The following is a 14,733-nucleotide window of genomic DNA, read 5'->3' on the forward strand; positions in this document are numbered from 1 at the left end:
CATCAGGTTATTGTCTAATAAGGCTGTATCAAAATTTTTCATGTTAATTGCCAATATATTGGCTGTGGTAAAGCTGATATACTTAAAAAGTACCTTTAATTTATGCTTTACTGATAAGAACATGAGTTTGATACAGCCTTATACCACATTTAAAATGAATTTAAGTTGGATAACCTATTTTTTCTACTTGTAAATTTATACGTTAGCTCATTCTTAAAACTGATATCCCAGAACCAAATCAAACTGTCCGCCTGTTAAACCTTGTAAGCCTTGCGGCTCTGTACTATACATCATAGACAAGAGTAACTTCTTCTGATGCAAGAAACCAAAACCACCCGTAAATGTCTTATTACTATGATACATGGTATAAACTTTTAACTGCTCTATACTTAACTCTGTGGCTACATCCCATTGGTTTTCAAATCCTTTTACGCCTCTGTATGCAATTAATGGTTTTAGCATTAAACTACCATCATTCACTAAGTCTATTTTATAACTTAAAGCACTATAAAATGTTGCATAATTTACTGCTGAAAACTGATTCTGGCGTCTTTGGTTTAGATTAAGATAGCTAAACTGAGCCTCTATTTTTTTGCCTATATAAGCCACACCAAAATTTCCATCTAAATAACTCCTTTGGTTATTGTAAGCAGCAAACGCAGGGTCTAGGTTCCCATTAGAAGTTGCGTCACCTTGGTCAAATCGGTTTTGTGCCCAACTTAATGATACGCCAAATCTTAGGCTCTGTTCATCGTTCAAGTTAACTTTATAAGCATAACTACCCATCGCTTGGCTTCTTCTTAGTAATCCTGCTTTATCACTCATGTAATTGAAACCTACCGAGGCTTTTTCCGTTACTCGTCCTGCTAATGAAAACGACATTAATACAGGTGCGCCATCTATTTTATTCCATTGGTCACTATAATTAGCAAATACATTCAACTTTCCGTTATAGCCTGCCATTGCCGCATTTACTAAATAGGGGTTTTGGTAATACTGGCTCTTCATTGGGCTTATTTGTGCTGATACCCTTAATCCGGTTAATAATCCGATAATCAACAGGGTGGTTTTGATATATGTTCTCATGTTATTGTCCTCCTTATTTTATAATCGTGATGTATCCTTTTACTGGTCTGATGCTTGTATCATCAAACTTAAAGAAGTAATAGTAGGTACCATCATCTACAGGTTGGCCATCTATTTTTCCGTCCCAATCATTTTGATAACCTCGCGTTCTATACAATACTCTACCTCCTCTATCAACAATCATTAATTCATGGTTCGGGTAAGTCTCAATATTCTGAACTTTCCAGACATCATTTATACCATCTCCGTTTGGCGAGAAATTATTGTCTGCAACAATCACATAATCATCTTTTACCCTTACGGTGATGGATGACGTGGTGGCAAAACCTGAACTATTGGTGATGGTTACGGTATAGGTTGTTGTTGTACTAGGGCTAGCAACTGGATTGCTGATGTTATAATTGCTCAATCCTGCTCCACTCCAGCTGTAACTTTGTGCATCTACGGCTTCTAACTTTAATTTAGAACTCAAACCCTTTCCTATTTCTGGATTAGCGGTATAAGGAGTTTCTAAATTACTGCCTATATCAGTTCCTGTACCGGTAAGAATTGGTGCGGCATCTACTGTTAAGGTAAAGCTTCTGCTAGTTTGATCTGCGCCGCCATTAGCTGTGCCTCCATTATCACGTACTGTTACGGTTAATGTAGCCGTTCCGGTTTGTCCGTTATTGATGATATAGCTAATTTGGTTATTATTAGCGCTTAGGCTTTGGAATAAACTTGGATTATTGCTTGTTACCAGTGTTTGAACGCTTTGATTGGTTTCTGGTCCGGCAGTAACATTTTGTAAGTTAATTCTTTCTGTTACACCTTCACGGAAGTAAATTCTTTGGTTAGCGATAGCATTAATCGTTGGAGTTTCATTTACATCACTTAAGTTTACTGTAAAAGTTTGATCTAAACTGAAACCAAATTGGGTGGTACTTCTTACCCTTATTTGGTAGCTCTGCTTATTCTCAAAGTTTAAGCTACTTGCTGTTTGTAACTGATTGCCATTGATAACAAAACTAGCATTATCTGTTGAGCCTACTCCTGTAACTAAACTATAGGTAAAGATAGCATTAGGGTCATCAGAAGTACTGCTCAAAGTTCCTGCTAACGTTCCTGATGGTCTGTTTTCAAATAAAGTTACTGATGCTAGACTCACACTGGTTGGTGCACCTGGTATAACTTGTAATATTCCATTTACAAAACTGATGTTATAGTTTTGTGCTGTAGCTCCGGATACAGCTATTGGATAACTTCCTAATGGACTATTTAATACCGCCGTAGTACTAAAACTAGGCTGAGTTATCAATACTGTTGCATCTTCTCCGGCTACAAAACCATTATAATTTGCAGTAAATACAGGGTTTGCTGTACCCACAAACTTTTGTTTATCTGCTGCTGTAATGATTAATGCTTTAGCTGTGATGTTAGCTGTAGTGCTAGCGGTAGTATTTACTGTATAATTTCCTGCATCTGTACCGCTGATGCTAATACCTGATACTGATACTGCTTTGCCTGTGCTTACATTTCTATCGTTAAACGTGGCTGTAGTATAAGCTGCTGTTAATACATCACCCGATATTCTATCATCAGATAATGTAACGGTTGCTGATGTATTAGCATTATACTCTTTGTTAACACCTGTTGCTGTTACCAATAGAGGTTTTGCGGTGATATTTGCTGTAAAGCCTGTAGTTGGTTGTGTTAAGGTATAATTAGTTGCTGCTGTTCCACCTAAAGTATAATTACCTGTAACAGTAATGGCTTTTCCTGCTCCTACATTTTTATCATTAAAACTTGCTGTTGCTGTTCCGCCGATGGTAACATTATCACTACCTACTATTCCATTAAGGCTGGCCGTTCCGGTAATGGTTGCAGCGGTAGTTCTATCGTATACTTTTTGAGCAATACTTATTCCTGTTACAGTTAACGTTTTCGGATTTACCGTACTGCTTATGGTAGCTATCTTAACACTATCAGCATTTAGGCTGCTTAGTGCTATGTTACCGATGTAATTTCCTGCTGGCGTGTTAGCTGCTAGTCTGATATAAACAGGGGTACTATTTATGGTACCTGTAGTTCCTACTGTTAGGGTAGAAGTAAAGGTTGTATTATCTGCGGAAACCTCGAAACCTGTAGGCGGAGTTACTTTGATACCTGCTTGCATACTTGCACCTGAAACATTGAAACTAATAGCACTTGAAGGAGTTCCATAAGTAGTGCTCATGGCTGTTAAAGTCCCACTACTTGAAATAACTGGTGGGTCTATATTCTTTAATACTGAGAAACTATTAGCATTAATATTAGTCACCACTAAATCTGATTTGCCATCTCCATCTAAATCACCAATTGCTAAACTTCTCGGATTATTACCCGTTGTAAAATCTACTTTTGTTACAAATGAACCTGAAGTAATACTTCCGTTACTACTAGTATTTCGTAATACAGAGACACTGTTAGAACCAGAATTTGTAACTGCTAAATCTGGTTTACCATCTCCATCCAAATCACCAACTGCTAATGAATATGGGAAAGATGCTGTTGGAATACTTATTCTAGATGCAAACGAACTGGTGGTGATACTTCCACTGCTACTGGTATTTCTAAGTACTGAAACGCTGTTGGTAGTTAAACTTGTTGCTGCTAAATCTAATTTACCATCTCCATCTAAATCTGCTATGGCTAAGCCATATGGGATAGCTCCTGTAGGGAAATCTACCTTTGTTGCAAACGAACTAGATGTGATGCTGCCAATATTACTAGTGTTATGAAATACCGAAATATCATTAGAAGACACATTAGCCACAGCCAAATCTGGTTTACCATCTCCATCTAAGTCTGCTATCGCTAATGAATTTGGAGTAGAACCCACTACTAAATCTACTCTAGGGTCAAAAGAACTTGTGGTAATGCTTCCTATAGTACTTTTATTACGAATGACTGAAACAACGTTTGTGGTGTAACTGACAACTGCTAAATCTAACCTACCATCTAAATCTAAATCTGCTAGCGCTACTGGACGAGGATTATTTCTAGTTGCTAGATTTATACTTGGCGCAAACGAACTGGTGGTGATACTTCCACTAGTACTGGTATTACGATATATTGAAACATTTCTATCACCATCATTAGTCACTACCAAGTCAGGTTTACCGTCTCCGTCTAAATCTCCTATCACTACACTATATGGGTAATTTCCTGTTGCAAAATCTACCTTAGGTGCAAAACTACCTGATGATATACTTCCATTTGTGCTTGTATTACGATATATAGACAGCGTATTTGAGGATTCATTTACTACTGCCAAATCAGATTTTCCGTCTCCATCCAAATCACCTATAGCTATAGAAAATGGCGCAGAACCTGTTGTAAAATCTTGTCTTGGAGCAAAATCACCTGCTGTTAATTTAGTTTTCGCTGGACTATAAACGGGATTGAAATTAACTGCGCTTTGTGCTACTAAACCAGTGGTAGAATTTAAAGTAGTAATTGGGCCATATGTAGCTCCTACTGGTACAGTTACCGTTAAACTAGTAGTTGTTGCCGCATTTACTGTTGCTTGGGTAGCACCAAAGAAAACAATATTGTTTGCAGGAGTTGTATTAAAGTTTGTACCTGTAATGGTTACCACATCTCCCGGCTTTGCACTAGCTGGACTGAAACTCACAATGGTTGGTGGAGCTATAAAAATCACGATATTTTTATTTGCCCCTAATGAACCCGCCGCCCCTGGCGATGCCAAAGTTAAGTTGGCATCCACATTGGTGATTCCCTTAACGGTACCACCGTTTAAGCTTAAAGCTGATATTGAAGTATAATCTAAATCTGTACTTACGTCTCCGGCTTGTACGGTATAATTAAAAGTTAGGGTATCCGTACCGCTACCAGAGATATAATTGGCCCATTGGTCTATTGTACCTGTTTCTAAACGAAGTCTTGGATTACCAGTAACATTCACGATTCTATCAAAAGCAACTTTTACTGGAATGATTTCACCTAACTGATAAGTAGCATTAGCTGCTGATGAGCTGACTAGGTTTACTCTAGGAGCAATATCCGCATTACGTAAAACAGAGATAGAATTTGATAAGGTATTGCTATTGGCTACTACTAAATCAGGACGACCATCGCCATCAAAATCTGTTAAAGCTACAGAAACAGGATTAGTACCAGCTGTATGCATCGTCTTATCAAAACTAAAAAATGCACTAGTACTGCTGTTGTTAAAAATATTAATTGTACTGGCATTGATATTAGCTACAGCTAAATCTACTTGGCCATCACCATCTACATCACCCATGGTAAGTTCTCTTGGGCTATCCATAGCAAAATTAGGCTGGCCATCAGCAAAACTAATGATGGCACTAGTTCCAGTGTTTTTGTAAAAAGAAACGGTATTTGAGTTGGTATTAGAAACCGCTATATCGGCTTTACCATCTTGGTCTAAATCACCAATCACTATGGATAGAGGGAAAGACTGTGTATCATAACTATTATCTAAAACAAAACTTAGTGTATTAACCGAGCTTGTATTACGATACAAGGCTAACTTACTGGCTCCAAAATTGGTGATAGCTATATCTAATTTACCATCTCCGTTTACATCTCCTAAAGCCAATGCAGAAGGATTGCTACCTGCACCCGTACTCAATGTATTTGATGAAGCAAAAGTAATTACTCCAACATTACTGGTATTTCTAAATATAGAAAAGCTATTATTCCCGAACTCATTGATAACTAAATCAAGTTTACCATCGCCATCCAAATCTCCAATTTTTATTTGGCCTGGATTACTTTGTGTAATATAATCTTGTTTTGTTTCAAAACTGATGGTTCCGCTTGATCCATTATTTCTTAAAATAGAAATGCTATTTGATGATGAATTGACAATGGCTAAATCTAGTTTACCATCACCATCAAAATCTCCAGATTGAATAGAAACTGGCGTATTATCGGTTGCAAAATCTATCTTATTAGCAAAGCCAATAGCTGTTCCGTTCCCTGTATTCCTAAAAATAGAGATGTTATTGTCTGAACTGTTAACCACAGCTACATCAGGGTATCCATCACCATCAAAATCTCCTGTAGTTAAAGCGGATGGTCTATTACCAGTGGCAAAATCTACCTTAGGCTCAAAATCAGAATTAGCAAAAGTAAGTTTAGATGGACTGTAAATGGGGTTAAAACTTGATGGGCTTTGTGCAATTAAGCCTAAACCGGTATTTAATACGGTAATAGGTGCATAAGTAGCGCCTATTGGTACGGTAACCGTTAAACTGGTAGCTGTTGCCGCTGTAACAGTTGCTTTAGTAGCACCAAAAAATACTACATTATTAGTTGTTGTAGTGTTAAAGTTTGTTCCAGTAATGGTTACTGCATCACCTGGTTTGGCACTAAGTGGCGCAAAACTGCTAATAGTGGGTGGTAATTCTGCATTTATTAATACTGAAACTTTATCTATACTTCCAGAATTTGCAGTAACTAAATCAGGTTTTCCGTCGCCATTCAAATCACCTATTGCTACTGAAAGGGGTTGATCGCCAGTAGAAAAATCCACTTTATCAGCCAGACTAATCGAACCACTGCTTGAGGTATTTCGATATATCGAAACAAGACCAAAACTAAAATCCGTTAGTGCAATATCTGGTTTTCCATCACCATCAATATCACCTGTAGCTATACCAAAAGAACCACCAAAAAAATCATAGCTCTTAACAGCCCCAAAACTTATACTACCACTTGTAGAAGTGTTAGGGTAAATTATTAATTTAGGATCCCCTAAAGTGTTGGTAACCAACACATCAAATTTACCATCACCGTCTATATCAGCAAGAGAACAAAAGGAAGAAAATGTTTCTGTAGCAAAATCTGATTTAGGAGCAAAACTCAATACCCCATTGGTAGAAGTGTTTAATAATATTGAAATGCTATTTGGGCTTCTATTTAATGCTACAACATCCAGTTTACCATCACCATCCATATCTCCAATAGCTATACCAGAGGCATCGTTTCCTGTTAGAAAATTTTGACTGTTAACAAAACTTATAGAGCCACTTACAGAAACATTTCTCAAAATACTAATAGTACCGTCATTTGTACTTGATACAGCTATCTCTGGCTTACCATCGCCATCTAAATCGCCAATAGCTAAAAATGATGGGGTTGAACTTACTGCTAAATCTACTTTACTTGCAAAACTTATATTACCTATGGTAGATGTATTTCTTAAGACAGATACACTATTTGAGTTTTGGTTTACTACAGCAATATCCAACTTACCATCTCCGTCTAAATCTCTTATTGCAATGGCAACAGGCTTTAAACCAACCGAAAAATCAATTTTTGCGGCAAAGTTTGAGGTATTTCCAGCTGTGGTATTTCTAAATATTGATATGGTATTTGAATTTGAGTTAGCTGCAATTATTTCCGACTTTCCATCTCCATCCAAATCTCCTATTACAACACCATAAGGAATACTCCCTGCAATAATATCCGTTTTTGGATTCATAGAAATAATTCCTGTTTTTACAGGATCAAATAATGGATGAAAATTACGATTGCTAGAGGCAGATAAACTTGTACTTAAATTTGAAACTGAAATTGGTGCATAAGTTGCTCCTAGAGGAACCGTTACCGTTAAACTGGTTGCGGTTGCTGCTGTTACTGTTGCTTTTGTTGCTCCAAAAAACACCACATTATTAGCTGCTGTAGCATTAAAGTTAGTTCCTGTGATGGTGACTATATCCCCAGGTTTGGCAGATGATGGACTAAAAGACGTGATGGTTGGAGGCGGAATCAATATCACTAAATTTTTATTTGCTCTTAATGAACCCGTTGCCCCTGGTGTTGGTAAAGTAAGAATAGCGTTTAAAGTTGTTGGTACACTGGTTATAGCACCTCCGTTTAAAGCTAATGCAGTGGTAGAGGTATAGTCTAAATCAGCACTTACATCTCCGGCTTGTACAGTATAGTTGAAAGTTAAAGTATTGGTTCCGGTACCGGATGTATAATTGATAATACGGTCTGTAGCACCTGTTTCTAGCGTTAATTGCGGTGTTCCTGTAACATTTACAGCTTCATTAAAAATTATAGTAATAGGAATCTGCTCTCCAGGTAGGTAGCTTCCATTTGTTTTTGTAGAGGTTACATTGGTAATGGTTGGGGGTATTTCAGTATTTCGTAAAACGGATACTCCATTTGACTGCGAATTAGCAGTTGCAATATCTGGCTTACTATCTCCATCTAAGTCTGCAATCCTTATAGATAGTGGAGATGAACCTACATTAAAATTAACCCTTGTAGCTAAACTTGAAGTGCTTATACTACCTACGGAACTCGTATTTCTGAAAATTGATACTGTACCAGAATTCGCATTTGCAGTTGCAAAATCTGGCTTAGCATCTCCATCTATATCACCAATAGCTAGGGCGTATGGGCCATTACCCGCACCAGTTGCAAAATCAACTTTTGTGGCAAAAGAACTGGATGCTATATTTCCTGTCGAATGAATATTTTGAAATACTGATAAACTATTGTTATTTCTATTTGCAACTATTAATTCGGGTTTGCCATCTAAATCAACATCTGTAATTGAAACAGCCCAAGGTCCAAGTTCTGTATTAAAATCAACTTTAGTGGCAAATGAACTACTTGATATATCACCACCTACATGTGTATTTTGGAAAATAGAAACTGTGTTAATAGAAGCATTGGCAGTGGCAATATCAAGCTTCCCATCGCCATCTATATCTCCAACTGTAATTGATTGAGGGGAAGCGCCTGATGCAAGAGCAAAATCAACTTTTGCGGCAAATGAATTAGTTGTTATAGAACCGCTAGATGCTGTATTTTGTAATACAGAAAAAGTATTATGGCCAGGGTTAGCTGTTGCTATATCTGGCTTACCGTCTTTATTAAAATCTCCAACGGCAATTGATGTTGGCTGTAGGCCTGTAGCAAAGTCAACTTTTGCAGCAAATGAAGATGTTGTGATGCTTCCAGTAGTACTGGTATTACGAAATACCGAAACACTATGACCTCCATAATTTGCCACAACAATATCTAACTTACCATCACCATCAAAGTCAGTAATTGAAACTGCAATTGGAAAAGTCCCTGTTGTAAAATCAACTTTTGTAGCAAATGAACTAGAAGTGATACTTCCACTAGAACTTGTATTATGAAATACAGATAGGGTATTGGATCCGTAATTAACAGCTGCCATATCTAGCTTACCATCTCCGTCTAAATCTCCAGTAGCAACAGAATAAGTTGAGTTTCCGGCTGAAAAATCTTGCCTTGGTGAAAAATCTAATAGTGAAATCCCTGTTTTAGATGGACTAAAAGTTGGTGTAAAATTACTTAAGGTTTGCGCTGATAAACTGTTACCTGTGTTTAAAACAGAAATTGGTGCATAACTTGCCCCTGTTGGTACGGTTACCGTTAAACTTGTAGCACTTGCCGCGGTTACTGTTGCTTTAGCGGTTCCAAAAAATACCACATTGTTGTTTGCAGTAGCATTAAAGTCTGTTCCTGTTATGGTAATTACATCGCCTGGTTTTGCACTTAAAGGACTAAAACTGGTAATTGTTGGAGGAATTAAATCAGTGTTGCGCAATATAGCAATGCTATTTGAGCCAAAATTAGTCACCGCCATATCTGGCTTACCGTCGCCATCCAAATCGCCAATAGCTACTGAATATGGATTTGTGCCTGTTGTAATATCTACTTTGCTAGCAAAACTCACTATACCACTACTGCTTGTATTGCGTAATACTGAAACAGAGTTATCGTTAAAATTAGTTGCCGCTAAATCTGGCTTCCCATCTCCATCTATATCGCCAATGTTTACTGAAAAAGGAGATGTTACCGTGGCAAAATCAACTTTGCTAGCAAAACTGACTATACCAATACTACCCGTATTGCGTAATACACCAACAGTGCCAGCGCTACCATTAGCCACTGCCAAATCTAGCTTTCCATCCCCATCTATATCACTAATGCTTACAGAGGAAGGACGTGTGTTAGTAACAAAATCGACTTTGCTGTCAAAACTCACCACACCGATACTGCTAGTATTACGTATTACTGAAACCGTATTACTATGAGAATTAGCTGTCGTTAAATCTGGCTTGTTATCCCCATCCATATCTCCTATGGCTACTGAATTTGGGTTTGTACCTGTGGCAAAATCAATTTTACTAGCAAAACTCAATGTACTATTACTACTGGTATTGCGAATTACCGAAACTGTACTGCTACTAGAATTACAAACTGCTAAATCTGGCTTCCCATCTCCGTCTATATCACCTACGGCCACCGCAACTGGATTTATACCTGCGGTAAAATTGACAATACTGCTGAAACTCAATACGCCAATGCTGCCCGTATTGCGTAATACACCAACAGTGCCATTGTTAAAACTAGCTATCGCTAAATCTGGTTTGCCGTCTCCATCTATATCACCTATGGCTACTGAATATGGAGATGAACTTGTTGTAAAATCGACTTTGCTAGCAAAACTCACCGTACCACTACTACCAGTGTTTAGTAAAATAGAAACTGTATTACTACCAGAATTAACAATTGCTAAATCTGGCTTCCCATCCCCATCTATATCTCCATTTGCTACTGAAAGGGGACGTGAGGCTGTGGCAAAGTCAACTTTAGGATCCATGGTGATTACACCTGCTTTGTTAGGGCTAAAAGTAGGGTTAAAAAACACTGTGCTATAAGTTGCTAATGTAGTAGCAGTGTTTAATAAAGTTATAGGGGCATAAGTAGCACCAGTAGGTACTGTTACAGTTAAACTAGTAGCTGTTGCCGTATTAACGGTTGCCCTAGTTGCACCAAAAAATACCACATTGTTTGTAGTGGTGGTATTAAAGTTTGTTCCTGTTATCGTAACCGCATCACCCGGTTTGCCGTTTACAGGGCTAAAGGAAGTAATGGTGGGTATTTGTGCTAAGAGCGCTTTACTAAAAAATATTAACGTAAAAAAAAGTAGTGCTTTTTTCATATTTTAAAATATATATGGTGCTTGTTTATCGCTTTAATTTTTAAACATTCAAAAAAGCCTGTTAATAAAATAGTTTACTAACAGGCTTTTGAATTTTTGCTATTGTTTAATCATTTGCTTAGTTATGAGCTTACCTTCTCCAGATAATCTGATATTGTAAATACCGCTTCCAAGTTTGCTAATATCTAAACTGATGCTGTTTTCTTGCTTATCGATAGTTTGACTCATTAATATCTTACCTGTTAAGTCTATCACCTCTAATTTTTGGTAAACATCAGCCTCAAAACTTAAATTAATTAAACTGATTGCTGGGTTAGGGTAAACTGTTAACTCTTTTGAACCAAACGTTACATTTACAGCTCTTACACCTAAATCTGTTTGTTTACCATTATCATCATATTGTATTAATTGATAATAATTTGAACCACTAGCTGGTCTAGTGTCTGTATAATCATACTGTGTTTGTTGTGTTGAGTTGCCTGCACCGGTTACTTTAGCTATGGAACTAAAATTTTTACCATCTGTTGATTTTAAAATTTCAAAATAGCTGTTATTCGTTTCCTGTGCGGTTAGCCAATTTAACTGCACTGTTCCATTAGTTTGAAGTTTAGCTTGGTAACTTATTAATGATACTGGTAAAGGAACTATATCTGCATTCCTAATAACTGAAACATTATCAGAGTATTCGTTTGCAACTATTAAGTCGGGTTTGGTGTCTCCGTCTATATCACCTACAATGACGTTTCTAGTTACTAGACCAGCCGTAATTTGAACTACAGAAGTGAAGCTAACACTACCAATGTTAGAAGTATTTGGTAAAATATTCACATTGCTAATATTCGTAGTCACCAAATCTGGTTTTCCATCGCCATCCATATCACCTAAAGCAAAAGAATCATGAGAACCTAAGAAAAAATCAACCTTTGTGGCAAAACTGATATTTCCTGGTGTGGAGGTATTTAGAAAACATGAAATTCTTGCATCAAAACCGTAAGTTACTGCCACATCCAGTTTTGTATCTCCATCTAAATCGCCAATTACCATAGAAACATCATATTCTCTAGTACTTCTATAAACACCATTTGCAAAATTTATCCCCCCATTTATAGATGTATTACGAAATACGCCAAATCCCCCATCTACCCCTAATACCAAATCTAATAGGTTATCTCCGTCTATATCTGCTGCAGTAATATTATAGGTGTAAAGCGACCCAACAATAGTTGTTGGGCTACTAAAACTTATGCTTCCGCTTGAGGATGAGTTAGGATATATCAAAATCTCCAAATCTTTGGCAACTGCAATATCAGGTCTGCCATCGCTATTAAAATCCCCAATGGTAAACCAAGAATAAAAGCTAGCGTTAACAACCAAAAATTCTTTTGCAGCAAAGCTAATATTGCCACTGGTTGATGTATTTCTAAATATTGAAATATTGGGACTAGCTGATGAATTAGATACAATTAAATCGGGCTTCCCGTCTCCATCTATATCGCTAATAATTACATTATTAGGAAAATCAGTACTAAGATCAATTTTGGCAGCAAAACTGTTTGTTGAAATACTTCCATTAGTTGCAGTGTTTCTTAGAATTGATATTGTATTACCAATATAATTTGCAACCACCAAATCAGCTTTTCCGTCTCCATCTAAATCACCACTTGCCGTAAATAAAGGGCTATCCCCAGCTGCAAAATCTACTTTATCATCCGTAGTGAATACACCTGCTTTGCTAGGACTAAAAAGTGGATGGAATTTTTTTAAACTTTGGGCAGCTAAAGTTGTACCTGTATTTAAAACATTGAGATAATCGTAAGTTGCTCCCACTGGCACTGTAACCGTTAAACTAGTTGCTGTTGCCGCTGTAACAGTTGCTCTTGTGGCTCCAAAAAACACAACATTGTTTGTTGCAGTAGTGTTAAAACCTGTTCCGGTTATGGTTACCACATCGCCTGGTTTGGCATTTAATGGAGTAAAACTGGTAATTGTGGGAGGTAAATCAGTATTTCTCAATATAGAAATTATATTACTTTGATGATGAGATGTTACCAAATCAGGTTTAGCATCACCATCTAAATCTGCTATAACTACAGAATGAGGATTATTTCCAATACTTAAATTTACAGAAGCGTTAAAGCTTAACATGCCACTGCTACTGGTATTACGTAACAATGAAAATGTATTTGACCCCAAAACAGGCACTACAAAGTCAGGCTTACTGTCCCCGTCTAAATCACCTATGGAGAAATATTCATGAATATTACCAGTTGCAATATCAATTTTAGGATTAAGATTAAAGTTACCGTTACTACTGGCATTAAGAAAGACAGAAATATTACTCGAGTTACGATTAAGTATTGCTAAATCAGACTTTCCGTCTCCGTCAAGGTCATCAATAGCAACCGAAACTGGTCTAGTTCCGGCAGTAAAATCAACTTTTGGATTAAAGCTAACATTACCGATACTACTTGAGTTCATGAATACAGAAAAATTACTGGAGCCAAAATTAGTAACAGCTAAATCAAGCTTTCCATCAATATTTAAGTCTCCAATAGCAATAAATCTTGGGGAAGATCCGGCAACAACATCTACTTTAGATGCAAAACTAAGAATACCAGTAATACTGGTGTTACGTAGTATAGAGATATCGCCAGATGATTCGTTAACTACTGCCAAATCAGGCTTTCCATCTCCATCTAAATCACCAATAGATGATATACGAGGACTACTGCCCGTTGTAAAATCTATTTTGTTATCAAATGAACCTGCATCTAACAAACCAATTGTACTTATATTACGAAATACCGAAATACTAGATGAACCATAGTTGGTAACTACTAAATCAGGTTTACCATCTCCATCTAAATCTCTTATCGCTACTGCAAATGGTTCACTTTCAGTTACAAAATCTACCTTAGTTGCAAAACTGGCTGATGTGATATTTCCAATACTACTTATATTGCGGTATACAGAAACCGTGTTTGAATTCTTGTTAGCAACTGCCAAATCAGATTTTCCGTCTCCATCTAAATCGCCTACTGCTATAAGATGAGGGGCATCACCTGCCACTAAAACTTGCTCTGCCGCAAAATCTGTCGTTGTAATTCCTGTTTTTGTTGGGCTATAAACCGGATTAAAACTACCTAAGCTTTGAGCTGCTAAGCTAGTCCCTGTATTTAATAAGGTGATAGGCGCATAAGTTGCTCCAGTGGGTACCGTTACCGTTAAACTAGTTGTAGTAGCAGAGTTTACTGTTGCGCTAGTTGCCCCAAAAAATACTATATTATTAGCTGGTATGGTGTTAAAGTTAGTTCCCGTTATGGTAACTGCATCGCCTGGTTTGGCACTTGAAGGACTGAAAGAACTGACTGTAGGTGCCTGCGCCTTAACTTGAATTGAAGCAAATAATAAGCTTAATGATAAAAGTATAAGATTTTTTACTCTGAGTGGAGTATAAGATTTACAAGTAAAATTTGTAATCATAAAGTGTCTAAAAATTAAAAAAGAGATTTTATTAAGAGCTTTTAATGCTTCATACAAAACATATTAAACTTTTATGAGATAAAATTAGACTATCGTTTTGAATTTTTGTAGCCAAAAAAGACGGATATATAGCCAAAAAGGACATAATTATCAATAAT

At 37.0% G+C, this 14,733-nt stretch carries 3 protein-coding genes; all 3 read right to left on the reverse strand.

Annotated elements, in window-relative coordinates; translation table 11 throughout:
- Positions 1-213 precede the first annotated feature (213 nt).
- Positions 214-1,086, reverse strand: a complete 873-nt coding sequence (locus tag B2745_RS08235; RefSeq protein ID WP_304065240.1) for a PorP/SprF family type IX secretion system membrane protein — start codon at positions 1,084-1,086, stop codon at positions 214-216.
- Positions 1,087-1,099: 13 nt separating this feature from the next.
- On the reverse strand, positions 1,100-11,092 hold the full coding sequence (locus tag B2745_RS08240) for an FG-GAP-like repeat-containing protein (RefSeq protein WP_304065242.1): 9,993 nt from the start codon (positions 11,090-11,092) through the stop codon (positions 1,100-1,102).
- A gap of 99 nt (positions 11,093-11,191) precedes the next feature.
- Complete coding sequence (locus B2745_RS08245; protein WP_304065245.1) at positions 11,192-14,575, reverse strand: FG-GAP-like repeat-containing protein; 3,384 nt, start codon at positions 14,573-14,575, stop codon at positions 11,192-11,194.
- Positions 14,576-14,733 lie beyond the last annotated feature (158 nt).

The sequence above is a fragment of the Pedobacter glucosidilyticus genome, from assembly GCF_002483235.1.
GTDB lineage: Bacteria > Bacteroidota > Bacteroidia > Sphingobacteriales > Sphingobacteriaceae > Pseudopedobacter > Pseudopedobacter glucosidilyticum_B.